Raw genomic sequence first — 23674 nt, forward strand, 5'->3', positions numbered from 1 at the left:
GGCCCCGTATGTCCCGATCCGATAGGGACTGCGGGGCCGGATAGCGTGCACCGTATGGTCGCGCCGCCCTCAGCATCACTACGCTCCGTACGCAACCTCCGGGTGCCGGGCCCGCGCAAGGAGTACGTCGCCGACGGCGTCCGGAACCCCTACTGGGCCCGACTGCTCCCGCTGCTCGCCGCCCTGGCCTGCGTGACCCGGCTGCCCTCCCTGCGGTGGCCGCTGTGGAGCCCCGACGAGGGGTATCTCGCCGTCCAGGCGCGGATGTTGGCGCACGGCGGCGAGCTCTACACCACGGTCGTCGACCGCAAGCCGCCGCTCGTCCCCTGGCTGTACGCGGGCACCTTCGCGCTCTTCGGCGACGGCTCGCTGCTGCCCCTGAAGGTGCTCGCGGCGGCCGCGCAGCTCCTGACGGCGGTGCTCCTCGTCTCGCTGGCCCGGCGCCGCTGGGGGGACGGGGCGGGGCGCACGGCCGGTGTGCTGTACCTCCTGATCTCCATCGGCCTCAATCCGGAGGACGCCCAGGCCGCCACCTTCGAAGTCTTCATGCTGCCGTGCACCGCCGCCGCCATGTGGTGCGCCGACCGTCGCCGGTGGGGAGCGGCGGGCACCGCGGTGGCCTGCGCGTTCCTCGCCAAGCAGACCGGGGGAGCGGTGCTGCTCCCGGTCGCCTGGCTGCTGTGGCGGGACGGGGCTCCCCGGCGGGGTGCGGGGCGCCTGGCGGCCGGCCTCGGCGGGCCCGTCCTCGCCGCGGCCCTGCTGACGACGCCCACGGGCTTCGTGTTCTGGACGGTCACGGGCTCGGGGGCCTACGCCTCCTTCACCGGCTCCGAACTCCACGTGCTCGGCCGGGGGTTGGTGAACGCGGCGGTCCTCACCGCGGCCTGCGCGGGCATCGTCGCGCCGGTCTTACGCGTCCTGCGCATCGCCCGCACCGGGGCCACCGAGCTGTGGCTCTGGCTCGCCTCGTCGGTGGCCGCGGTACTGCTCGGATTCCACTTCTTCGGCCACTACTATCTGCAACTCATGCCGCCGCTGGCCCTGTTGGGGGTGGCGGCCCTGCAGATCCTGCCGCGCGAGCGGACGGTGCGGGCGATCGTCGTCTCCGGGTGCGGGTGCGCGGTGTTCCTTGCGTGGGGTCTGCTCGCGCCGCGCCCCGAACTGGCCCACGCCGCGCGGCTCGCGGAGACCGTCAGGGCCCGCACCGCGCCGGACGACCGGGTGCTGTTCTGGGGGATGCACCCGGAGGCGTACTGGCTGGCCGACCGCGCCCCCGCCAGCCGCTTCCTCACGGCCGGGCTGCTCACCAACTACAGCGGGGGCAGGAACGGGCCCCAGGTGGGGGAGAAGTACGCGGTCGAGGGCGCCTGGCCGGTCTTCCGCGAGGAGCTGCGCAGCCATCCGCCCGCGGTCGTCGTCGACGACTCACGAGGCAAACCGTTCGCACCGGAACGGGTCCCGTCACTGCGGCGGATCCTCGCGGTCGGGTACGAGCCGGTGGCGCGGACGGAAGGGGCGGTGGTGTACGTACGGGTGCCGCGGGCGGTGCCCTAAGGGGCGCATCTGCGGGTGCCTCAAGGGCGCTGCCATGTGCGCGTGACGGTCGCGAGGGCATCCACGACCGACCGGATGTCGGCGCGGCGCTCGCGGAGCCGGGGCTCGAACTCCAGGTGCAGGAAGGGCACGTCGTGCGCCGCGGCGGAGCGCCCCTGCATGTTGTCGAGGCCTTCGAGCGGACAGGACCTCGCCCAGGCGCGGCACACGTCGTAGTCCCGCTTGCGCAGCGCGTCCGCGAGGCGGCGGCCCTCGGTGACGGCCTCCCTGCCCCGGCCCGTGGAGGCGACGACGTCGTGTCCTGGGGCCGCTTCGTCGGTCATGCCGTGCAGCTGGATGCCGGGCAGGCCGCGGCGGACCAGCTCGTCGCAGACCGCGTGGAACACGGTGTCCCTGCGGTGCGCGACATCGGCCGAGTCCCCGCGCCCGGCGTCGCGGTGCGCCCCCGCGAGCACGAGGACGCCGCCGGGGGAGCGGCGCATCAGCTCGGTGCCGAGCCGCTCGGTGTCGCGGTCGGCCACCGGGTGCGGCACCTGCACCGACCAGCGGACCGGTCCTTCGAGGTCGATGTAGACGCGGCCCCAGCCACGCGGGGCCGCGCCGCCCTCGGAGCGGTCGGCGATCTCCGCGAACCGCCGCCCGGCGGCCCGGTCGGTGACCGTGCGCACCGTGAGATCCACATCGGAGAGCCGCCGCTCGGCCTGGGAGCGCCGGTCGTCCAGGAGCAGCCCGACACCCGCGGCGACCGCGCGCCGGTCGGCCCGCGAGGGGCGGCGGTACCCGCTGTCCGTGCCGAAACCGGCGGTGTAGGCGCCGACGAGCTCCGTGAGGTTCCCGCGAACCCGCGGTCCGGACCCGTCACCGGCATCGTCGCCGGAAGATCCCCCGCTGCACTGCGCAAGGGCGAGGACGGCCGTGCTGACCAGGGCGAACGTCCTGAATCCGCGCCTCGGAAGGCGGGATTCCGGGCGACCGCGACGAGGGCTAAACGCACCGCCGACGCGATCTAGCTCACATTTCACTTACTTCGCACATCCCTCTCCGGGGTTCATGTGTCAGACCTTTCCGGAGTGCATCACTGTGCGCTCTGCTCCCCCCCCGCTCCACCCCTCGCACCACCCCTTGCTCCACCCCAGTTCTATCCCCCCGCGTCACTCCATGAGAGGAGCCCCCCTTGGCCGCTTCGCGTCAGAAGCGGCGGCACAAGGTCCGCCGAAGGACCGACATGTCTCTGCTGGGCGGCATACGTCCCCCCATCGCCGTGCTGTCGGTCCTGCTCCTCGCCCTCGCGGCCGTCACGGCCCTCACTCTTGGAAGGGCCGGTCAAGAAGCCGTCCCCAAAGCGGTCAAGACGTCCCAGCAGCACTTCGCCGAGGACGGCGCCATCGCCCTGCGCGCCTCCATCGACGAATCCGTCACCGACCTGACCCGCAGCGCCGAACTCTTCAGCGCGGGCGACCCGGTGCCCGCGGACGCCGTCCTCGACAAGATCGGCAGCGTCTACCAGAAGTGGATGGGCACCGCCGTCGTCGAGATCTCCTCGGGCAAGCTCCTCGCCGCCCGCGGCGAGAACCTCCCGCTGACCGCCATCGACCGCGGCGGCCTCGCGGACAAGGACGGACTCGCCCCGCGCATGGTGCGCATGGAGAACGGCGAGACCCGGCTGCTCTCCTTCGCCCTGCTCACCTGGAAGGGACAGCCCCAGCAGCTCCTCGTCGCCTCCAGCAGCCTGCGCTTCCCCGGCATCAGCCTCGGCAAGGTCCGCGCCATCGCCGTCGTCGACGAGGGCGGCGACGTCCTCAGCACCGACGGCATCCCCGGACCCGAGCAGGTGGACAGCGACCGCAAGCGCGCCGAGGTCAAGCAGGCCGACGGGCAGCTCAAGTCGTTCGCCGCCACCGCGGCCAAGAAGTCCCGCACCCACCCGCTCATGGCCAAGGAGCCCGGCTCGGGCGGCTTCGCCGGAGTCAGCGGCAGCCTCACCGGCGACCGCTACCTCGGCCAGCGCGCCGTCGCCGGATACGCCAACCTCGCGGGATCGGAGCCGGGCGAGTCCACCGCGGCCACCCGGCTCGGCCTCAGCGTCGTCGCGATGGTCCCGGTCGCCGAGAACCCGAAGGCGAAGAGCGACTCCGCCTTCGGCCTGTTCGCGGCGGGCGCCTTGCTGCTCATCGGCGGGCTCACCGTCTACCTCCTCGTACGCACCGTGCAGCGCCCGCTGATCCGGCTCTTCCTGGAGGGCCGCCGCCTCACCCGCGGCGACCTCGGCAGACCGGTCTCCGTGCCGCGCCACGGCGAGGCCGCCCGCATCGGCGCCGCCCTCGAACGCCTGCGCCGCCAGCTCACCGGAGAGCCCGCGGCGCCGCAGGAGCGAAGGACCCGCCGCGGCGGCCTCGGCTCCCGCACCCTCATCGCCGTCTGCGCGGTGCTGCTGCTCGCCTGGTCCGCACCGCTCCTGCTGCTGCTCAACCGCGCCGGTGACTCCGTCGACGTACCGCAGCAGATGGTCAGCGACCAGCGCGAGCGCACCAACACCCTCACCGACCGCGTCCGCCGCGCCCTCAACGAGGGCCACGCCGACCTCACCTCGGTCGCCTCCCTCATCGGCGACCGCACCGAGGCCTCGGACATGGCCAAGGTCCTCGAGAGCACCCTGAACCAGCACACCCGCTACAAGTCCCTCTACGTCCTCGACGCCGACGGCAAGGTCCTCGCCAAGGCGGGCGGCGACCCCCGCAGCCCGTCCGGCAAGGGCCCCTCCCGGGAGCTGATCCACGTCATCGACGAGGGCGGCAAGGAGCCGGTGATCATCGGCACCGCCGAGATGCAGGGCAGGCACGGCGCCGCCGTGGTGGGCGAGTTCCGCATCGAGTTCCTCAACTCGCTGCTCAAGCGCCCCGGCCTCGGCGAGGTCCGCGTCGTCGACACCAAGCACCGGGTGATCGGCGCCAACACCGGCTACCTCGAATTCGAGGACCTGCCCGGCGGCCGTCTCGAGGAGCTCGCGGCGAAGAGCGCCAAGAAGACGGGACCCGACCAGAGCGTCACGCCCAGCGGGATCCTCTACCGCGACAGCGGCGACCTGCGGATCGCCGCGGCCGCCCCGTTCGACGGCGGCGGCGCGGCCCGTGCGCTCGGCTGGACCGTGGTCAGCTGGCAGCCCGTCTCAGGCCTCGCCATCCCCGAGTACACCTACCAGAACCGCACGGTCCTGGCCGGCATGCTCGGCATCACCGCGGCCGCCGCCTGCCTCGGCTGGCTGCACATCGTCGTCGTACGACCGCTGCGGCACCTCGCGGACCAGGCGGAGGCGCTCGCCGACGGCGACCGCCGCACCGTCCTGTATCCGCGCCACCACGACGAGGTCGGCGCGGTCACCCGCAGCCTCGAACTCATCAGGCAACAGCTGCCGACGGGCACGCAGCGCAAGCGGGACGGCGCCACGGCCGGGCTCGCCGGAAGGAACTGAACCGCCGTGCTCTTCCTCTTCACCGTTCTCGTGGTGTGCTGCGCCATCCTGCTGGTCGCCGGAGTCGTCGAACAGCGGCGGCACTTCGCCAACCTGGAGCACATCCCCACCCGCGTGCTCGTCAACGGCATCCGCGGCAAGTCCTCCATCACCCGCCTGTGCGCGGGCGCGCTGCGCGGCGGCGGACTCAACACGGTCGCCAAGACCACCGGCACCGCCGCCCGCTTCATCCACCCCGACGCCACCGAGGAGCCCGTCTACCGAAAGTTCGGCATCGCCAACGTCGTCGAGCAGATCGGCATCGTGCGGCGCGCCGCCGCCTACGACCCGGACGCCCTGGTCATCGAGTGCATGGCCGTCATGCCCGCACTCCAGGAGATCAACCAGTCCAAGCTGATCCGCTCCACCATCGGCGTGCTCTGCAACGTCCGTGAGGACCACCTCGCCGAGATGGGCCCGACCCTCGACGACGTGGCGCGCTCGCTGTGCCGCTCCATGCCGGAGAACGGAATCTGCGTCACCGCCGAGAAGGATCGTTTCGACATCCTCCAGGAGGAGGCCGACGCCCGTAACTGCGAGCTGATCTACGCCGACCCCGAGACGGTGACCGACGACGAGCTGCGCGGCTTCAGCTGGTTCACCTTCAAGGAGAACGTGTCGATCGCGCTGAAGGTCGCCGAGCTCCTCGGCGTCGGCCGCGAGGTCGCCCTGCAGGGCATGTACGACGCCCCGCCGGACCCGGGTGTCCTCTCCGTCGAGCGGTACGCCACCGAGGACGGCAAGAAGCTCCGCTTCGCCAACGTCTTCGCGGCCAACGACCCCGAGTCGACGCTGATGAACATCAACCAGCTGCTCGACCTCGGCGCCATCAACCGCCCGCTCAACGTCGTCATCAACTGCCGCCCCGACCGCGTCGAGCGCAACGGCCAGATGGGCGAGATCATCCCCGATCTGCAGCCCGAGAAGGTCTTCGTCATCGGCCACCCCGCGAAGTCCGCCATCGACGCCATCCCCGCCGACTGGCGCTCCCGCGCCGTCGACCTCGGCGGCGACCGGCGCGACCCCGAGGAGTTCATGGGCCAGATGCTCGCGCAGCTCGGCCCCGACTCCTCGCTCGTCGCCATCGGCAACATCCACGGCCAGGGCGAGCTGCTCCTGGAGCGCCTCGCCGAACTGCCCGCCGACGAGAGCGAGGAGCCCGCACCGGCCACCGCGCCCGCGAGCAACCCCGTCGAGACGATGCAGCTGTACGTACCCCGCATCGACCCCTACCAGCACTACCCGCAGGCGTACGAGACGCGGTACACGGAGCCGCACCCCGTGCCCCAGGCCGCGTACGGCAGCCACGGGATGTACGAGGCGTACGCGCCGCGGCAGGCCCACGAGCCGTACGCGCCGCAGGAGCCGTACGCGCCCCAGGAACCGCAGCCCCAGTCCGAGCCCCCGAGAACCCGCGGCCTGTTCGAGCCGCGGGTGCCGCCCGCACCGCACGCCGCAGACGACCCCCAGCAGTGGCACAGTCCAGGAGAGCCCCGTTGATTCCCTCCGTCCTCACCCCCGAGATCGCCGCGGTCGGCATCGCGCTCGGGCTGCTCTTCTCCCTGGTCTGCTATCTGACGACCAACCTCTCGCCCGGCGGCATGATCACGCCGGGCTGGCTCGCGCTCACCCTCGTCGAGGACCTGCAGCGCGCCGCGATGGTCGTGGGCGTCACCGTCCTGACCTACGTCTGCACGCTCCTCATGCAGCGGTTCATCATCCTCTACGGAAAGCGCCTGTTCGCCGCGGTCGTCCTCACCGGCGTGGTGCTCCAGGCCACCGTGATGATCGTGCTCTCGCTCGAGTTCCCGCTGATGTACAGCAACCAGACCCTCGGCTTCATCGTGCCGGGCCTGATCGCCTACCAGCTGGTGCGCCAGCCCAAGGGCCCCACCCTGCTCGCCACGGGCTCGGTGACGCTCATGGCCTACGTCGTCCTCACCGCCGGGATCCTCCTCGGCTTCATGCCGTCCGCCTGATTCCAGGAGCCATTCATGCCACCCAAGAAGAAGCGTCCCGCCGTGCACGCGGCGACCGTGCTCGCCCTGCTCGCGGGCAGCGCCTATCTGACCGTGGAACTGCGCAAGGAGGAGGAGGCGAGGACGCCCAAGGTGCAGGCCGTCACCGACGCCCCGGGGCTGCACAACAGCACCGGGCAGGACGGCGGCAAGCAGAAGTGGGAGCGCCTGAAGAACCCCGAGCGCTCCGTCCTGCGCACCGAGGGCGGCAAGGTCCTCGCCACCTTCACGGACGGCGCCCGCACCGCGACGCTGACCGGCCCCGGCCGCACCTTCACCGAGCCCACCCACACCAAGTCCCGGGTCGTCACCAACGACTGGGTGCGGCTGATGCCGGAGACCTGGCGGGCGGGCGCGGAGAAGGAGAAGTGGTTCAAGGACTGGTACAAGGAGTTCTCCGGCAGCGAGCAGGACGACATCTTCGCGATGGCGTTCCAGTACGTGGAGGGCGCACCGGCCAAGAAGGACGACGAGGGCATCGAGTACGCGGGCGACGCCAACTTCGGCCCGCTGAACCCGACCGGCAGCTCGGGCAACGACCTGCGCCTGGAGGAGTCCGACTTCTTCGACTACCTCGGCATCCCGTACACGTTCCGCGACGGCACCACCATCCAGCCGGAGGCGATGCGGGCCCGCTCCATGGACTGCTCCGGATTCATCCGTACGGTCTTCGGCTATCGCGCCCGCTATCCGCTGATGTCCTCCGACAAGGGCGGTGACGGCCTGCCCCGCACCGCCAACGGCATGGCGCGCGGCAAGGTCGGTACGAACGTCATCAAGCTCAACGGCGTCACCGCGGCCGACCGCCCCAAGTCCATCGACGTGGTCCAGCCGGGCGACCTGGTCTTCTTCAAGCTCGACAACCGGACCAAGGACCGCCTCGACCACGTCGGCATCTTCCTCGGCCACGACGCCGACGGCCACAAGATCTTCATCTCCAGCCGCGAAGAGGTCAACGGCCCGACGATCGGCGACAAGGGCGGCACGTCGCGCCTCGACGGGAACGGCTACTACGCCTCCACGCTGCGCAGCGCGAAGCGGCTCTGAGGCACGTCCCCGACGGGGGTCAGGGGCGCACGGTCCGCGGACCGGCGCACTCGGCCCCCGTCTCGCCCACCCTGCGGCGCAGTTCACGGTCGGCCGTGACGACCAGACAGGGCCGCCCCGCCGCCTCCGCGGCCACTTCCACGATCCGGTCGTCGCCGCTGCCGGAGGCGCTCTCCACGCGTACGCCGGGCACGGACTCCACACCGCGCGCGGCGCCCTCGACGACCAGGACGACCTCCAGCGGCCCCGGATGTCCCGGCAGGCCGTCCGTCGCGTACGGGACGAGGGAGTCCCGCAGCCGCTCGGCGGCCCCGCGGCGGTCCCGCCACCATCCGTCGGGCACGGACCCGACGACGTTCGCGGCATCCACGACGACGAGAGTTCTCATACGGCAAACGTAAACTAATAGGCAGCACGCTGAGCATGCCGAGCACGCTGAGAACGCCGTGCGTCCGTGAACGTGGAAGGGTTGGCGCCGATTCATGCCGTCGAGGTCCACCAGCACCGGTGCCCCCGAGACCGCCCGCTGGCTGCTGCGCGGCCGTGACGGTCGGCTCACCGCCTACGCCCGCGCCGATGGCGGCCTCCTGCGCTGGACGGAGGCCGGTCCCGGCGGACCCGACTGGGAGGGCCCCGAGTTCTTCGAAGTGCCCGACCTGACCTACCTCACCCTCGCCCAGGGGGCCGATGGATACGTGCACTTCCTTGGCCGCAGGGAGCGGCGGGACACCGCGGCCGATCCCGGCAAGCCGGTCGTCGACATCGTGCACTCGATCCAGTACCAGTCGGGCAGGCCGCTCATGGACTGGCGCTCGCTCGGCAACCCGCACACCAAGCTCGTCGAGCGCGCCCCGCACCTGGGCGCGCCCGCCGCCGCGGTGGACGCCGCGGGCACCGTCCACGTCTTCGTGCGGGACGCGGTGGGCAGCGTACGGATGCGCCGCGAGGGCAAGGGCGGCAAGTGGGAGGGGTGGAAGGACTTCAAGGTCCGCGACACCCTGGACGGCACGGTCGCGGTCGCCACGTCGACGGGCCGGGTCGAGGTCCTCGCCCCCGCGGGCAAGGCCACGCTGCGCTGGGCCCAGGAGAAGCAGGCCGGTGAACTGCAGCGCACGGACGACGTACCGCTCGCCCCGGCCCCCGGCTCGGGCACGGCCCTGGAGACCGGCCCCGACCGCCTCACGTACTACGCGGCCGACGCGCTCGGCGACGGCGTCCTCGCCCACCGCCCGGCGGACGGCGGCCCGGCGCTGCCCCTCGGCGGCAGCCCCGGCACGGGACCCACGGCCGCCGTCCGCACGACCGTCGACGGCCATGACTGCACCGTCCTCGCGCACCGCACGAGCACGGGCCGCCCCGCACTCGCCGCGTTCCCCACGGAGGACGAGGGGGCGGGCCTGTGGTGGGCCGAGACCGGCGAACCGTGCCTGGGCTCACCGTCGTTGGCGCTCGACGCGCGGGGCCGCGTGGTCATGGCGGCGATCGGCCTTGACGGAACGTTGCGGCTCGCCCGTCAGAAGGCGGAGGCGGGGCTTGCGCTGGAGGCGTGGAGGCGGGTCTGATCCGGCTCCGAGCAGAACGGAAGTGGGCCGTACGGGACAACTCCCGTACGGCCCACCGACGTTGCTCCGCGCGTTACGCCGGGACGCTCGCCACGCCCTGCGCCAGGAACCGCTTCCCGTTCACCCGCTCGCTGACGCCCTCACGGTCCAGGTACGGCGTGATGCCGCCCAGGTGGAAGGGCCAGCCCGCGCCGGTGATCAGGCAGAGGTCGATGTCCTGGGCCTCGGCGACGACGCCCTCGTCGAGCATGAGCCCGATCTCCTGCGCCACGGCGTCCAGGACGCGGTCGCGGACCTGCTCCTCGGTCAGGACGGAGTCGCCCTGCTTCAGGAGCGCGGCGACCTCGGGGTCCAGCTCCGGCTTCCCGCTGTCGTACTTGTAGAAGCCGCGCTTGCCCGCCTTGACGACGGCCGCGAGGTTCGGGGAGACCGTGAAGCGCTCCGGGAAGGCGCGGTTCAGGGTCTCCGAGACGTGCAGACCGATGGCCGGGCCGACCAGTTCGAGCAGCACCAGCGGCGACATCGGCAGACCGAGCGGCTCGACGCCCTTCTCGGCGACGGCGACCGGGGTGCCCTCGTCGATGACGTTCTGGATCTCGCCCATGAAGCGGGTGAGGATGCGGTTCACGACGAACGCCGGGGCGTCCTTCACGAGCACCGCGGTCTTCTTCAGCTTCTTGGCGACACCGAAGGCCGTGGCCAGCGACGCGTCGTCGGTCTGCTCGCCGCGCACGATCTCCAGGAGCGGCAGGATCGCGACCGGGTTGAAGAAGTGGAAGCCGACGACCCGCTCGGGGTGCTTCAGCTTCGACGCCATCTCGGAGACGGAGAGCGAGGAGGTGTTGGTGGCGAGGATCGCGTGCGCCGGAGCGACGGCCTCGACCTCGGCGAACACCTGCTGCTTGACGCCGATCTCCTCGAAGACGGCCTCGATGATGAAGTCGGCGTCGGAGAAGCCCTCGGCCTTGTCCAGGACACCGGAGACCAGGCCCTTGAGGCGGTTCGCCTTGTCCTGGTTGACGCGGCCCTTGAGGAGGAGCTTGTCGATCTCCTCGTGGACGTAGCCGACGCCCTTGTCCACGCGCTCCTGGTCGATGTCGGTCAGGACGACCGGCACCTCGAGGCGGCGCAGGAAGAGCAGCGCGAGCTGCGAGGCCATCAGACCGGCGCCGACGACGCCGACCTTGGTGACCGGGCGCGCCAGGTTCTTGTCCGGGGCGCCCGCGGGGCGCTTGGCGCGCTTCTGCACGAGGTTGAACGAGTAGATGCCCGCGCGCAGTTCACCGCCCATGATGAGGTCGGCGAGCGCGACGTCCTCGGCGTCGAAGCCCTTCTGCAGGTCGCCGTCCTTGGCGGCCGCGATGATCTCCAGGGCGCGGTAGGCGGCCGGAGCGGCGCCGTGCACCTTGGAGTCGGCGATGGCACGGCCGCGCGCGACGGCGGCCTCCCAGCCCTCGCCGCGGTCGATCTCGGGGCGGACGACCTCGGTCTTGCCGTTGAGGACGGAGGCCGTCCAGATCAGCGACTGCTCGAGGAAGTCAGCGCCCTCGAAGAGCGCGTCGGCGATGCCGAGCTCGAAGACCTGCTTGCCCTTGAGCTGACGGTTCTGGTTCAGCGAGTTCTCGATGATGACCGAGACGGCCTTGTCGGCGCCGATCAGGTTCGGGAGCAGCGCGCAGCCGCCCCAGCCCGGGACCAGGCCGAGGAAGACCTCGGGGAGCGAGAACGCGGGCAGCGCCTTGGAGACGGTGCGGTAGGAGCAGTGCAGACCGACCTCGACGCCACCGCCCATCGCGGCACCGTTGTAGTACGCGAAGGTCGGCACGGCGAGCCCGGAGAGCCGCTTGAAGACCTCGTGTCCGCCCTTGCCGATGGCGAGCGCGTCCTCGTGGTGCTTCAGCAGCTCGACGCCCTTGAGGTCGGCGCCGACGGCGAAGATGAACGGCTTGCCGGTGATGCCGACACCGACGATCGTGCCCTCGGCCGCCTCCTTCTCGACCTGGGTGATCGCGGCGTCGAGGTTCGCCAGCGAGCCGGGGCCGAAGGTGGTCGGCTTGGTGTGGTCGAAGCCGTTGTCGAGGGTGATGAGCGCGAAGCGGCCCGCACCGTGCGGCAGGTCGAGGTGGCGTACGTGCGCCTGCGTGACGACCTCGTCCGGGAACAGCTCGGCGGCCCCCTTGAGGAGCTCAGCGGTGGTGGTGCTCACTTCTCGCCTCCGGCGTCCTTGTGGTTCGGGTTCTCCCAGATGACCGTCGCGCCCATGCCGAAGCCGACGCACATGGTCGTGAGGCCGTAGCGGACCTCCGGCTGCTCCTCGAACTGCCGCGCCAGCTGCGTCATCAGGCGTACACCGGAGGAGGCGAGCGGGTGGCCGTACGCGATGGCGCCGCCGTACTGGTTGACGCGGGCGTCGTCGTCGGCGATGCCGTAGTGCTCCAGGAAGGCGAGCACCTGCACGGCGAAGGCCTCGTTGATCTCGAAGAGACCGATGTCGGAGATGGAAAGGCCCGCCTGGGCGAGCGCCTTTTCCGTGGCCGGGATCGGGCCGTAGCCCATGACCTCGGGCTCGACACCCGCGAAGGAGTACGAGACCAGCCGCATCTTGACCGGCAGGCCGTTCTCCCGCGCGAACTCCTCGGAGGCGATGAGGGAGGCGGTGGCGCCGTCGTTGAGACCGGCGGCGTTGCCCGCGGTGACGCGTCCGTGCGTACGGAACGGCGTCTTCAGCCCGGCGAGGCTCTCCAGGGTGGTGCCCGGACGCATCGGCTCGTCGGCGGTGGCGAGGCCCCAGCCGGTCTCACCGGCCTCCTCGTTCGTCCGGCGTACGGAGATCGGCACCAGGTCGGCCTGGATCTTGCCGTCGGCGTACGCCTTGGCGGCCTTCTCCTGCGAGCGCACGGCGTACTCGTCGGCGCGCAGCTTGGTGATCGTGGGGTACCGGTCGTGCAGGTTCTCGGCGGTCATGCCCATGAACAGGGCGGACTCGTCGACGAGCTTCTCGCTCACGAACCGCGGGTTGGGGTCGACGCCCTCACCCATGGGGTGGCGGCCCATGTGCTCGACACCACCGGCGACGGCGATGTCGTACGCACCGAAGGCCACGCTGCCCGCGACGGACGTCACGGCGGTCAGGGCGCCGGCGCACATGCGGTCGATGGAGTAGCCGGGCACGGACTGCGGCAGCCCGGCGAGGATGCCGGCGGTGCGGCCGATCGTCAGACCCTGGTCGCCGATCTGCGTGGTCGCGGCGATGGCGACCTCGTCGATCTTGGCGGGGTCGAGGTCCGGGTTGCGGCGCAGCAGCTCCCGGATGGCCTTCACGACGAGGTCATCGGCACGGGTCTCGTGGTAGATGCCCTTCGGGCCCGCCTTGCCGAACGGGGTGCGGACGCCGTCCACGAAGACGACGTCCCTGACGGTACGAGGCACGATGGCTCTCCTCCAGGGTGCGGTGCGCCTGCCGGCGCGCTTCCACAGCCCACCCTACTTGCCGGTAACTACGCGGCCAAGGCCCGCCGGGCCTCGCCTCGCCGAGGCGAACGTCACACTCTCCACCTGCGGACGCCCCGCCCCATCCGCAGGCCGGAACCCGACCTCCGCCCCACTCCCACCCGGCCGCACCGCACGGTAGGAGCGGTTAGGACACCGCCGCACCGGCGTGTGGCTTGCCCTTGTCCCGCCGCTCCGCGGCGGATCGCTCCCACTCACCCACCCACCCGTGCACCCCGCACGCATAGCCCCCGTAGGGGCGGGTGGGATGTCGTCGTGCTGGTGTGCTGCTTGTTCCTGTGCCGCCGCTGCGCGGCGGATTCCACCCACCCGCCCACCCGTTTGCCCGGCACGTACCGGCCCAGTAGGGGCAGGTGGGACGCCGTGGCCCCGGCGCATGGCCGACCCCCTGCCCCGCCGCCGTCCGGCGGCTCACTCCCACCCACCCGTGCACTCTGCGCGCATCGGCCCCGCACGTATCCGCACCGTAGGAACGGGTGAGTGGGTGGGAGTGAGTCGAGTGGTGGAGGAGGTCGGTGGGTGGGTTGTCCGGCTCGCGCGCGGGTTGGTTCACGGCGTCCCGCCTGCTCCTACGGCGCTGGGACGCGCGGGGTAAACGGGTGGGTGGGGGGTGGGGACGATCCGCCGCGGAGCGGCGGGCACAGAACGAAGCCGCGTACTGGCACGGAGACGCGCAACGACCCACCCACTTCGCTCACGGTGCGGTGCGGTGCGGGGTGAACGGGTGAGTGGGTGGGAGTGATCCGCCGCGGAGCGGCGGGGGGCGTGGCGGCCTGCCTGGGTCTATGGGACGGACGCGTGGGTGCGGTGGCGCCGGGGTGGGCGGCTACACGTCCGCCTCGTTCGCCCGCGCCGGGGCGGAGTGAACGAGGCGGATGGGTGGGAGCAAGCGCAGCAGTGGGGGCAGGGTGGCCGACCCGGGGGCGTCAGGCCAGGGCTGTTACCAGGACTGGTGTGACCTGTGTGATCTGCCAGGCGCGTGCACCGTGCGCCGCCAGCGCCGCCGCCACCGACTCCTGGTCCACCTGAGCCGGAGGCTCCCAGCAGACGCGCCGGACCGTGTCCGGAGTGATCAGGTTCTCCTGCGGCATGTGCAGCCGCTCCGCCACCGCGGAGACCGCCGCCCGCGCCGCGGAGAGCCGCGCCGCCGCCGCGGGGTCCCGGTCCGCCCAGGACCGCGGCGGCGGCGGCCCGCTCACCGTCTGCCCGGGCTGGGGCAGCTCGGAGTCGGCCAGCGCCTTCGCGCGGTCGACCGCGGCCTGCCACTGGTCCAGCTGGCGCCGCCCCATGCGGTGCCCGAAGCCCGTGAGCCCCGCGAGCGCGTGCACATTGGGCGGCAGCGCGAGCGCGGCCTCCACGATGGCCCCGTCGCTGAGCACCTTGCCGGGGGAGACGTCACGCCGCTGGGCGACCTTGTCGCGGGCGGTCCACAGTTCCCGTACGACCGCCATCTGACGGCGCCGCCGCACCTTGTGCATGCCTGACGTCCGGCGCCAGGGGTCCTTGCGGGGCGGCGCGGGCGGCGCCGACGCGATGGCGTCGAACTCCTCGCGGGCCCACTCCAGCTTGCCCTGCCGGTCGAGCTCCTTCTCCAGGGCGTCACGCAGGTCGACGAGGAGCTCGACGTCGAGCGCGGCATACCGCAGCCAGGGCTCGGGGAGCGGCCGCGTCGACCAGTCGACGGCGGAGTGCCCCTTCTCCAGCACGTACCCGAGGACGCTCTCGACCATCGCGCCGAGGCCCACGCGCGGGAACCCGGCGAGACGCCCCGCGAGCTCCGTGTCGAAGATCCGCGACGGCACCATGCCTATCTCCCGCAGGCACGGCAGGTCCTGGGTGGCGGCGTGCAGGACCCACTCGGTGTCGCCGAGGGCCTCGCCGAGCGCGGAGAGGTCCGGGCAGGCGACGGGGTCGATGAGCGCGGTGCCCGCGCCTTCGCGGCGGAGCTGGACGAGATAGGCCCGCTGTCCGTACCGGTAGCCGGACGCGCGCTCGGCGTCGACGGCGACGGGTCCCGTGCCCGCGGCGAAGGCGGCGACGGTCGCGGCGAGGGACTCCTCGTCGGCGATCACCGCCGGAATGCCGTCGCGGGGCTCCAGCAGCGGGGTCGGCGCCGTTTCGACGTCGTCCGGAGGAGCGCCTCCGGTGGTTCGCAGTGAGCTGTCTGCTGCGGTCTCTTGGGCGTCGGTCACCTGTCAAGGGTATCTGTGTATGGACAGCGCCCGTCGACGGAACGTTCCGTCGACGGGCGCGCGGGGGGTGTAAATCAGTCAGTGGATGATGCCGGTGCGCAGGGCGACCGCCACCATCCCGGCCCGGTCACCCGTGCCGAGCTTGCGCGCGATCCGGGCGAGGTGGCTCTTCACGGTCAGGGCGGACAGGCCCATCGAGACGCCGATGGCCTTGTTGGACTGGCCCTCCGCGACCAGGCGCAGCACCTCGACCTCACGGCCCGACAGCTCGCGGTAGCCGCCGGGGTGGCTCGGGGTGCCCGGAGGGCGGCGGTGCATGCGGGCGGCGGCCGAGCCGATGGGAGCCGCGCCGGGACGGGTGGGGAGTCCGACGTTCGTGCGAGTGCCGGTGACGACGTAGCCCTTGACGCCGCCCGCGAGGGCGTTGCGCACGGCACCGATGTCGTCGGCGGCGGAGAGGGCGAGGCCGTTGGGCCAGCCCGCGGCACGGGTTTCGGAGAGGAGCGTCAGGCCGGAGCCGTCGGGGAGGTGGACATCCGCGACGCAGATGTCCCGGGGGTTGCCGATGCGGGGACGAGCCTCCGCGATCGACGAGGCCTCGATGACGTCGCGTACACCGAGCGCCCACAGGTGGCGGGTGACGGTGGAACGGACGCGGGGGTCGGCCACGACGACCATGGCGGTCGGCTTGTTCGGGCGGTAGGCGACCAGGCTTGCGGGCTGCTCAAGGAGAACGGACACCAGGCCTCCTGGGGTGGGGGACGGGACCGGCTCGGGGATGAAGCCGGGACGAACCGTGCTTTCAAGGTCACAAACCTCTTCGGCACGGATCCCTGCCTCCTTTAGGGAATGATCACGATTTGGTGAGCAATAATTCGGGCAATTCAGACATGCGCTCGATCATCCGAAGATCAAACCGAACACGCCCACTTCCGAGTGACCCCCCAAAAGACGAACCCCGCGGCGCGGGCCGCGGGGAATGGGTGTTCGGGTGTCCGTCGGTTCAGGTCCGTTGTCTCAAGTGCGTCGGGTCAAGGGGACAGCGGCCCCCGCCGTTGCGGCAGCGAGACCACGGACCCGTCGCCGGGCCCGGCGGGCGGCAGCCCCGCGATCTGGCAGAGCAGATCGCACCACGCCGCCAGATGCGCACCCGTGTCAGGCACCCCGCCGCTGCCCTCCCGAGGCGTCCACGAGGCCCGGATCTCGATCTGCGAGGCGGGCGGCCGCTCCGAGAGCCCCCCGAAGTAGTGCGATCCGGCGCGCGTCACCGTCCCGCTCGCCTCGCCCGCCGAGAGCCCCCGCGCGTGCAGCGCCCCGGTCAGCCACGACCAGCAGACCTCCGGCAGCAGCGGATCCGCCGCCATCTCCGGTTCGAGCTCCGCCCGTACGAGCGTGACCAGCCGGAAAGTGCCCTGCCACGCCTCGTGCCCGGCCGGATCGTGCAGCAGCACGAGCCGCCCGTCGGCGAGGTCCTCCTCGCCGTCCACGACCGCCGCCTCCAACGCGTACGCGTGCGGCGCAAGCCGCTGCGGCGGTCGCGTCGGATCGATCTCGATCTCCGGCCGCAGCCGTGCCCCCCGCAGCGCATCGACCGCCGCGCGGAAGGGCAACGGAGCCGAATCCGCCACCTTCCCCTCCGAACTCTCCATCTCGCCAGCGCCGTCCGACCGTTGTCCCTGAGCCGCAGCCATGCGGGGAAGGTTAAGGGGAACGGCGCCTTCGCGCAGGGAGAGACACCCGTCAGGGGGTTCCGGGTCGACGTGCGAGACTTTCCGCGTGAGTGCCAATGACAGCCGTGGCCCCCTGGGCCGGCAGAACACAGCGACGTACGACTCCCCCTTCATGAAGGCGTGCAGGCGCGAGGCCGTGCCGCACACGCCGGTCTGGTTCATGCGACAGGCGGGGCGCTCACTTCCCGAGTACCGCAAGGTCCGCGAGGGCACGGCGATGCTGGAGTCCTGCATGCGCCCCGACCTCGTCACCGAGATCACGCTGCAGCCCGTGCGCCGCCACAACGTGGACGCGGCGATCTACTTCAGCGACATCGTCGTCCCGCTCAAGGCGATCGGCATCGACCTCGACATCAAGCCGGGCGTCGGCCCCGTCGTCGAGAAGCCGATCCGCTCGCGCGCCGACCTCGCGCAGCTGCGGGACCTCACGCCCGAGGACGTGCACTACGTCACCGAGGCGATGGGGATGCTGACGGCCGAGCTCGGCTCGACGCCGCTCATCGGCTTCGCCGGTGCGCCTTTCACCCTGGCGAGCTACCTCGTGGAGGGCGGCCCGAGCCGCAACCACGAGCACACCAAGGCGCTGATGTACGGCGACCCGCAGCTCTGGGCCGACCTGCTCGACCGCCTCGCGGAGATCACCGCCGCCTTCCTGAAGGTGCAGATCGAGGCGGGCGCGAGCGCCGTGCAGCTCTTCGACTCGTGGGTGGGCGCGCTGGCGCCCGCCGACTACCGCCGCTCGGTGATGCCCGCCTCCGCGAAGGTCTTCGACGCCGTCGCCTCGTACGGCGTGCCCCGCATCCACTTCGGCGTCGGCACGGGCGAGCTGCTCAACCTGATGGGCGAGGCGGGCGCCGATGTCGTGGGCGCCGACTGGCGGGTGCCGGTGGACGAGGCCGCGCGCCGCGTCGGGCCCGGCAAGGCGATCCAGGGCAACCTCGACCCGGCCGTCCTCTTCTCCACGACCGAGGCCGTCGAGCGGAAGACGGACGAGATCCTCGCCGCCGCGAGCGGCCTGGAGGGCCACATCTTCAACCTCGGGCACGGCGTCCTGCCCACCACGGACCCCGAGGCGCTGACCCGCCTCGTGGAGTACGTGCACACGCGTACGGCTGTCTGAACGGCCACCGATTGAACAGCGGACGTCTGAACGGCGAACGTCTGAAAGATGTCTGAAAAGGGTCCCTGTCCGATCGGACAGGGACCCTTTTTCGGTCACCCGGACCGTGCTCTTCGCGTCAGGACCGGTCCGACCGCACCGCCGCCACCGCCTTGCGGGCCGCCACCAGGACCGGGTCCCACACCGGGGAGAACGGCGGCGCGTAGCCCAGATCGAGCGCCGTCATCTGCTCCACCGTCATCTGCGCCGTGAGCGCGACGGCCGCCACGTCGACGCGCTTGCCCGCGCCCTCGCGCCCGACGATCTGCACGCCGAGGAGCCGCCCGGTGCGCCGCTCGGCGATCATCTTCACCTTCATCGGCGCGGCCCCCGGGTAGTAACCGGCCCGGCTCGTCGACTCGATGGTCACCGTCACGAAGCGGAGTCCGGCGGCGAGCGCGTCCTTCTCGCGCAGGCCGGTGCGGGCGATCTCCAGGTCGCAGACCTTGCTGACGGCCGTGCCGACGACACCGGGGAACGTCGCGTAGCCCCCGCCCGCGTTGGAGCCGATGACCTGCCCGTGCTTGTTGGCGTGCGTGCCGAGCGCGATGTGCCGCTCGCGCCCCGACACCAGGTCGTGGACCTCCACACAGTCCCCGCCCGACCAGATGTCGTCGTGCCCGCGCACCCGCATCGCCAGGTCGGTGAGGAGCCCGCCGTGCTCGCCGAGGGGCAGACCCGCCTCCCGTGCGAGCGCCGTCTCGGGACGTACGCCGATCCCGAGCACCACCACGTCCGCCGGGTACTCGTCGTCCTCCGTGGCCACCGCCCTGGCCCGGCCTTCGGTGGTCGTGAGGATCTTGGTGACCTCGGCGTCGTTCACCATCGTGATGCCCATGCCCGTCATCGCGTCGTGCACCAGGCGGCCCATGTCCGGGTCGAGCGTCGACATGGGCTCCTTGCCGCGGTTGACGACCGTCACCTCGTAGCCGCGGTTGACGAGCGCCTCCGCCATCTCGACGCCGATGTAGCCCGCGCCGATGACCACCGCGCGGCGGCCCGCCGTCCGGGCCAGCGTGTCGAGCAGGGCCTGGCCGTCGTCGAGGGTCTGCACGCCGTGCACACCGGGGGCGTCGATGCCGGGCAGCGCCGGGCGCAGCGGGCGCGCGCCGGTGGCGATGACGAGCTTGTCGTACGACGTCCAGTACTCCTCGCCCGTCTCCAGGTCCCGGGCCAGGACCCGGCGGCCCGGGACGTCGAGCCGCACCGCCTCCGTGCGCATCCGCAGATCGATCTCCCGCTCCCGGTGCTCCTCGGGCGTCCGCGCGATCAGATCGTCCCGCTCCCCGACGTCGCCGCCCACCCAGTAGGGGATGCCGCAGGCGGAGTACGAGGTGAAGTGGCCGCGTTCGAACGCGACGATCTCCAGCTCGTCGGGGCCCTTGAGCCTGCGCGCCTGCGACGCCGCGGACATGCCCGCCGCGTCGCCCCCGACGATGACCAGGCGCTCTCGTGTGCTGCTCGTGCTGCTCATGCTCATGCGGACACGCTACGGCGAGACGTACGGACGGATTCAGTCGTCGTCTCCCTCGCGGGCGGGGAGCGGGGCAGCGGGGGACGGGGTCGGGGTGGGGCGGCGCGACAGCCTCGGGCGGACGAACCGCAGCCACAGGGCGAACAGCAGCGCGGCCACCGCGGCGAACGGCAGTACCGCGGCGAGGACCACCGCGACCCAGCGCAGCGCCGTGACGAACGCGTCCCAGCCGCCCGCGAGCGCGTCGCCGAACGACGGGTCGTCGTCCTCCGTAGCCGCCTTCGCCCCGCTCTCCGTGAGCGAGAGGGTGATCGTCGCCAGGCTCGTCCGGTCCTTCAGCGACGCCTGCTGCGCGAGCAGCGCCTCCAGGTCCGCCTGACGCGTGCTCAACTCGCCCTCCAGGGCCACCACATCACTCAGTTTCGTCGCCCTGTCCATCAGCTCCCGCACCCGCGCCACGCTCGCCCGCTGCGACGTGACGCGGCTCTCCACGTCGACCACCTGGTCGGTGACGTCCTGCGCCTTCGCGTCCCTGTCGATGAGCTTCCCGGTGCCTTCGAGGGCGGTGAGCACGTCCTCGTACTTGTCCTGCGGCACCCGCAGGACAACACGGGAGCGCTCGCGCCCCTCGCTGTCGCGCGAGGTGTTCTCGTTCCCCACCAGGCCACCGGCGTCCACGGCCGCCTCGCGGGCCTCGTCGAGCGCCGAGGGCACGTCCTTGACGCGGACGGTGAGCTTCGCGGTGCGGATGATGTGGGTGCCGGTCAGGTCGGGCGTCTTGCGCTTCCCCGAGGCGCTTTCGGCGTCCCCGGGCGCGTCGGGCCTGCTGCCTTCCGCGCCCTTCCCGTCCCCTTCCGCCTGGATGCCCGCGGCCTTGCCGCCGCTGTCGGTGTCGCTGCCGCCGTCCCCGGCGCCCGTGCATCCGGTGAGCGCGAGCGCGACCGCCAGCAGGAGGCCCGCGAGGACCTGGAGCGTGCGGTGGGTGGACTTGCTGGACGCGCGCATCGGCGTACCCCCCAGGGACGTGGGAACTGATGCTCCTTCGACGGCGGAGAGGCCCGAACGATGGTTGCCGACCGGTCCCGATGCGGTCACGGTCGGGACTCGCCGGTCTGAGAGAGTGGAGGCATGCGCGAAACGGACACGGGTACGGGGAACGGCCACCGCACGGGGAACGGCCACGCCGTCGTCATCGGGGGCGGGATCGCCGGACTTGCCGCCGCGCACCGCCTGCTCACGGCCGACCCCGGCCGCCGGGTCACCGTCCTTGAGGCCTCCGGCCGCATCGGCGGCAAACTGCACGCCGCCGAGATCGCCGGGGTCCGCGTCGACCTCGGCGCCGAGTCGATGCTCGCCCGCCGCCCCGAGGCCGTCGCCCTCGCCCGCGAGGTGGGCCTCGCCGACCGGCTGCGGCCGCCCGCCACCGCGACCGCCGCGATCTGGACCCGCGGCGCCCTGCGCCCCATGCCCAAGGGCCACGTCATGGGTGTGCCCGGCGACGCGTCCGCGCTCGCGGGCGTCCTCTCCGAAGAGGGCCTGCGCCGCATCGGACGGGACGGCGAACTGCCGCCCACCGAGGTCGGCGACGACGTCGCGGTCGGCGAGTACGTCGCCGCGCGCCTGGGCCGGGAAGTCGTCGACCGCCTCGTGGAGCCCCTGCTCGGCGGGGTGTACGCGGGCGACGCGTACCGCATCTCGATGCGCTCGGCCGTCCCGCAGCTCTTCGAGGCGGCCCGCACCCACACTTCCCTCACGGCGGGCGTCCGCGAGATCCAGGCGCGCGCCGCGAAGAACCAGCAGACCGGGCCCGTCTTCATGGGCATCGACGGGGGCATCGGCCAACTGCCGCTCGCCGTCGCCGAATCGGTGCGCGCGCGGGGTGCCGAAATCCGCACCGACACCCCCGTCACCGGACTGCGCCGCACGCCCCACGGCTGGCACGTCGTGACCCCGGACGGGACCCACGAAGCCGACGCCGTCGTCCTCGCGCTCCCCGCGCCCGCCGCCGCCGGGCTCCTCGCCGCCGAGTCGCCCGCGGCCGCCGCCGAACTGCGCACCGTCGAGTACGCCTCCATGGCCCTCATGACCCTCGTGTACCGCCGCGGCGAAACCGACCTCCCCGAAGGCAGCGGTTTCCTCGTCCCGCCCGTCGACGGGCACACGATCAAGGCGTCCACCTTCGCCAGCCGCAAATGGGGCTGGATCGACCGGCAGGACCCGGACCTGATGGTCCTCCGCACCTCCGTCGGAAGGTACGGCGAGACGAAGATCCTGGAGCGGGACGACACCGAGCTCGTCGACCTCTCCCGGCACGACCTGCGCGAGGCCACCGGTCTGACCGCCGAGCCCGTCGCCACCCGCGTCACCCGATGGGACGACGGCCTCCCGCAGTACCCGGTGGGCCACCACGCGCGCGTGGCCCGCGTCCGCACCCACGTCGCCGCCCTGCCCGGCCTCGCGGTCTGCGGGGCCGCGTACGACGGCGTGGGCATCCCCGCCTGCATCGCGAGCGCCAACGCCGCCGTCGACGGGCTGGCCGGTGACCTGGGCGGTGTGCAGGAGCTCACCCGCAACCCGGTGCAGAGTCTGCACGGCGGCGGAGGAGAATAGCCGCATGAGTGACGACGCCCCCGCCAAGACGCCCAACGCGGGCAAGAAGGCCAAGGACCTCAACGAGGTCATCCGCTACACGCTGTGGTCCGTCTTCAAGCTGCGTGACGTGCTGCCCGAGAACCGCGCGGGCTACGCCGAAGAGGTCCAGGACCTGTTCGACCAGCTCGCGGCCAAGGACATCACCGTCCGCGGCACCTACGACGTCTCCGGTCTGCGCGCCGACGCCGACGTCATGATCTGGTGGCACGCCGAGACCGCCGACGAGCTGCAGGAGGCCTACAACCTCTTCCGCCGCACCAAGCTCGGCCGTTCCCTGGAGCCGGTCTGGTCGAACATGGCGCTGCACCGTCCCGCCGAGTTCAACAAGTCGCACATCCCGGCCTTCCTGGCCGACGAGACGCCGCGCAACTACGTCAGCGTCTACCCCTTCGTGCGCTCCTACGACTGGTACCTGCTGCCCGACGAGGACCGTCGCCGCATGCTCAAGGACCACGGCATGATGGCCCGCGGCTACCCCGACGTGCGCGCCAACACGGTCGCCTCGTTCTCCCTCGGTGACTACGAATGGCTGCTCGCCTTCGAGGCCGACGAGCTGTACCGCATCGTCGACCTCATGCGTCACCTGCGCGCCTCCGAGGCCCGCATGCACGTACGCGAAGAGGTCCCGTTCTACACCGGCCGCCGCAAGTCCGTGGCCGAGCTCGTGGCGGGCCTCGCGTAAGCGCCCCCACCCGCACCGTCCGCCGGGCGGGCACGGCAGCCGTAATTCGGTTGCCGTGCCCGCCCGGTGCGCGTTTCATCGAGAGGTCGAAGACAGGCCGAAGCCGAGAACGGAAAGACGGTGCGTGTATGCCCAGGGCCCCGCGGAACAGCTCGAACCCAGCCCATTCCGCGATGCACTGGAGTCACTCCCACCATGTCCCGCAACACTTCTCGCCGGGCCCGCACTGAAGCGCGCGCCCAGTCCTTCCGCTGCCTGCAGTGCGGCCTCGACGTCTCGATGACCGCCCCCGGCACCGACCACCGCAACCACTGTCCGAACTGCCTGTGGAGCCGTCACCTCGACGACACCCCTGGCGACCGGGACGCGGACTGCGGCGCCAGGATGGAACCCCTCGCCATCTCCGTACGAGGAGACGGCGAGTGGATCCTGGTCCACCGCTGCACCCACTGCGGCGTCCTGCACGCCAACCGCACGGCGGGCGACGACAACGTCCTGCCGCTGACCCGGCTCGCGGTGCGCCCGCTGGCCCAGCCGCCGTTCCCGCTGGAGCGGCTCGGCGCGCTGTGACGAGCGGGGCACCCTA

The 23674-nt window shown here is 72.0% G+C and carries 19 protein-coding genes; 10 read left to right on the forward strand and 9 right to left on the reverse strand.

Going from position 1 to position 23674, the window contains the following annotated elements; translation table 11 throughout:
- The first annotated feature begins 54 nt into the window (after nucleotides 1-54).
- A complete protein-coding gene (locus AC068B_RS11215; protein WP_478670709.1) occupies nucleotides 55-1554 on the forward strand; it encodes an ArnT family glycosyltransferase in 1500 nt (499 codons plus the stop codon).
- 20 nt (nucleotides 1555-1574) lie between these two features.
- Here the strand turns inward: AC068B_RS11215 and AC068B_RS11220 are convergent, their stop codons facing one another.
- The gene (locus AC068B_RS11220) at nucleotides 1575-2576 is read right to left on the reverse strand and encodes a hypothetical protein (RefSeq protein ID WP_478670710.1); all 1002 of its coding nucleotides are present in this window, start codon (nucleotides 2574-2576) and stop codon (nucleotides 1575-1577) included.
- 203 nt (nucleotides 2577-2779) lie between these two features.
- Between AC068B_RS11220 and AC068B_RS11225 the strand changes: the two genes are divergently transcribed.
- From AC068B_RS11225 to AC068B_RS11240, 4 genes are read left to right on the forward strand one after another with little or no spacing between them, the layout of a single operon-like run.
- Nucleotides 2780-5023, forward strand: a complete 2244-nt coding sequence (locus tag AC068B_RS11225) for a cache domain-containing protein (protein ID WP_478670712.1) — start codon at nucleotides 2780-2782, stop codon at nucleotides 5021-5023.
- Between the two features lie 6 nt (nucleotides 5024-5029).
- Entirely contained in the window at nucleotides 5030-6562 is a 1533-nt protein-coding gene (pgsB, locus tag AC068B_RS11230) for a poly-gamma-glutamate synthase PgsB (RefSeq protein ID WP_478670714.1), read from the forward strand.
- Complete coding sequence (locus AC068B_RS11235) at nucleotides 6559-7041, forward strand: poly-gamma-glutamate biosynthesis protein PgsC/CapC (RefSeq protein ID WP_356249525.1); 483 nt, start codon at nucleotides 6559-6561, stop codon at nucleotides 7039-7041. The genes pgsB and AC068B_RS11235 overlap by 4 nt, the downstream gene beginning before the upstream one ends.
- Nucleotides 7042-7056: 15 nt before the next feature.
- Nucleotides 7057-8127: a C40 family peptidase gene (locus AC068B_RS11240; RefSeq protein WP_478670715.1), complete on the forward strand. Its 1071-nt coding sequence runs from the start codon at nucleotides 7057-7059 to the stop codon at nucleotides 8125-8127.
- A 19-nt stretch (nucleotides 8128-8146) separates the two neighbouring features.
- Here AC068B_RS11240 and AC068B_RS11245 read toward each other — a convergent pair whose 3' ends face one another.
- A complete protein-coding gene (locus tag AC068B_RS11245; RefSeq protein ID WP_306338569.1) occupies nucleotides 8147-8515 on the reverse strand; it encodes a PIN domain-containing protein in 369 nt (122 codons plus the stop codon).
- 94 nt (nucleotides 8516-8609) lie between these two features.
- Between AC068B_RS11245 and AC068B_RS11250 the strand changes: the two genes are divergently transcribed.
- The gene (locus AC068B_RS11250; RefSeq protein ID WP_478670718.1) at nucleotides 8610-9689 is read left to right on the forward strand and encodes a PLL family lectin; all 1080 of its coding nucleotides are present in this window, start codon (nucleotides 8610-8612) and stop codon (nucleotides 9687-9689) included.
- A gap of 73 nt (nucleotides 9690-9762) precedes the next feature.
- Here AC068B_RS11250 and AC068B_RS11255 read toward each other — a convergent pair whose 3' ends face one another.
- The 5 genes from AC068B_RS11255 to AC068B_RS11275 form a co-directional block, all read right to left on the reverse strand.
- Nucleotides 9763-11895 (reverse strand): 3-hydroxyacyl-CoA dehydrogenase NAD-binding domain-containing protein, encoded by a 2133-nt coding sequence (locus tag AC068B_RS11255; protein WP_478670719.1) that lies wholly within the window; start codon nucleotides 11893-11895, stop codon nucleotides 9763-9765.
- Nucleotides 11892-13118, reverse strand: a complete 1227-nt coding sequence (locus tag AC068B_RS11260; RefSeq protein WP_356249517.1) for a thiolase family protein — start codon at nucleotides 13116-13118, stop codon at nucleotides 11892-11894. Before AC068B_RS11260 ends, AC068B_RS11255 begins: the two co-directional genes overlap by 4 nt.
- Nucleotides 13119-14125: 1007 nt before the next feature.
- Nucleotides 14126-15391: an HRDC domain-containing protein gene (locus AC068B_RS11265; protein ID WP_478670722.1), complete on the reverse strand. Its 1266-nt coding sequence runs from the start codon at nucleotides 15389-15391 to the stop codon at nucleotides 14126-14128.
- Between the two features lie 78 nt (nucleotides 15392-15469).
- Nucleotides 15470-16132 carry a response regulator transcription factor gene (locus AC068B_RS11270; RefSeq protein ID WP_016643199.1) on the reverse strand — a complete coding sequence of 221 codons (663 nt, stop codon included), beginning with the start codon at nucleotides 16130-16132 and terminating at the stop codon, nucleotides 15470-15472.
- 290 nt (nucleotides 16133-16422) lie between these two features.
- Nucleotides 16423-17082, reverse strand: coding sequence for a DUF3000 domain-containing protein (locus AC068B_RS11275; RefSeq protein ID WP_478670723.1), 660 nt, complete (start codon nucleotides 17080-17082; stop codon nucleotides 16423-16425).
- Nucleotides 17083-17167: 85 nt separating this feature from the next.
- On the opposite strand from AC068B_RS11275, the gene hemE reads away from it, so the two are divergent.
- Nucleotides 17168-18241: a uroporphyrinogen decarboxylase gene (gene hemE, locus AC068B_RS11280; RefSeq protein ID WP_478670725.1), complete on the forward strand. Its 1074-nt coding sequence runs from the start codon at nucleotides 17168-17170 to the stop codon at nucleotides 18239-18241.
- 118 nt (nucleotides 18242-18359) lie between these two features.
- Here the strand turns inward: hemE and AC068B_RS11285 are convergent, their stop codons facing one another.
- Both AC068B_RS11285 and AC068B_RS11290 read right to left on the reverse strand, forming a co-directional pair.
- Nucleotides 18360-19760 carry an FAD-dependent oxidoreductase gene (locus tag AC068B_RS11285; protein ID WP_478670726.1) on the reverse strand — a complete coding sequence of 467 codons (1401 nt, stop codon included), beginning with the start codon at nucleotides 19758-19760 and terminating at the stop codon, nucleotides 18360-18362.
- A gap of 33 nt (nucleotides 19761-19793) precedes the next feature.
- Nucleotides 19794-20759, reverse strand: coding sequence for a DUF4349 domain-containing protein (locus AC068B_RS11290; protein WP_478670729.1), 966 nt, complete (start codon nucleotides 20757-20759; stop codon nucleotides 19794-19796).
- A gap of 123 nt (nucleotides 20760-20882) precedes the next feature.
- On the opposite strand from AC068B_RS11290, the gene hemG reads away from it, so the two are divergent.
- The 3 genes from hemG (at nucleotide 20883) to AC068B_RS11305 (ending at nucleotide 23658) form a co-directional block, all read left to right on the forward strand.
- The gene (gene hemG, locus AC068B_RS11295; RefSeq protein ID WP_478670730.1) at nucleotides 20883-22364 is read left to right on the forward strand and encodes a protoporphyrinogen oxidase; all 1482 of its coding nucleotides are present in this window, start codon (nucleotides 20883-20885) and stop codon (nucleotides 22362-22364) included.
- A 4-nt stretch (nucleotides 22365-22368) separates the two neighbouring features.
- Nucleotides 22369-23088, forward strand: a complete 720-nt coding sequence (hemQ, locus tag AC068B_RS11300) for a hydrogen peroxide-dependent heme synthase (protein ID WP_468558610.1) — start codon at nucleotides 22369-22371, stop codon at nucleotides 23086-23088.
- Nucleotides 23089-23283: 195 nt separating this feature from the next.
- Nucleotides 23284-23658 carry an RNHCP domain-containing protein gene (locus AC068B_RS11305; RefSeq protein WP_356249502.1) on the forward strand — a complete coding sequence of 125 codons (375 nt, stop codon included), beginning with the start codon at nucleotides 23284-23286 and terminating at the stop codon, nucleotides 23656-23658.
- Nucleotides 23659-23674 lie beyond the last annotated feature (16 nt).

The sequence above is a fragment of the Streptomyces sp. NPDC042371 genome, assembly GCF_056437465.1.

What these genes read in the sequence shown, in the direction of transcription:
- AC068B_RS11215 (WP_478670709.1), top strand. Translation starts at nt 55, where the DNA reads ATGGTCGCGCCGCCCTCAGCATCACTACGCTCCGTACGCAACCTCCGG.
- AC068B_RS11225 (WP_478670712.1), top strand. Translation starts at nt 2,780, where the DNA reads ATGTCTCTGCTGGGCGGCATACGTCCCCCCATCGCCGTGCTGTCGGTC.
- AC068B_RS11240 (WP_478670715.1), top strand. Translation starts at nt 7,057, where the DNA reads ATGCCACCCAAGAAGAAGCGTCCCGCCGTGCACGCGGCGACCGTGCTC.
- AC068B_RS11245 (WP_306338569.1), bottom strand. Translation starts at nt 8,515, where the DNA reads ATGAGAACTCTCGTCGTCGTGGATGCCGCGAACGTCGTCGGGTCCGTG.
- AC068B_RS11250 (WP_478670718.1), top strand. Translation starts at nt 8,610, where the DNA reads ATGCCGTCGAGGTCCACCAGCACCGGTGCCCCCGAGACCGCCCGCTGG.
- AC068B_RS11275 (WP_478670723.1), bottom strand. Translation starts at nt 17,082, where the DNA reads ATGGCTGCGGCTCAGGGACAACGGTCGGACGGCGCTGGCGAGATGGAG.
- AC068B_RS11285 (WP_478670726.1), bottom strand. Translation starts at nt 19,760, where the DNA reads ATGAGCATGAGCAGCACGAGCAGCACACGAGAGCGCCTGGTCATCGTC.
- AC068B_RS11290 (WP_478670729.1), bottom strand. Translation starts at nt 20,759, where the DNA reads ATGCGCGCGTCCAGCAAGTCCACCCACCGCACGCTCCAGGTCCTCGCG.
- hemG (WP_478670730.1), top strand. Translation starts at nt 20,883, where the DNA reads ATGCGCGAAACGGACACGGGTACGGGGAACGGCCACCGCACGGGGAAC.
- hemQ (WP_468558610.1), top strand. Translation starts at nt 22,369, where the DNA reads ATGAGTGACGACGCCCCCGCCAAGACGCCCAACGCGGGCAAGAAGGCC.
- AC068B_RS11305 (WP_356249502.1), top strand. Translation starts at nt 23,284, where the DNA reads ATGTCCCGCAACACTTCTCGCCGGGCCCGCACTGAAGCGCGCGCCCAG.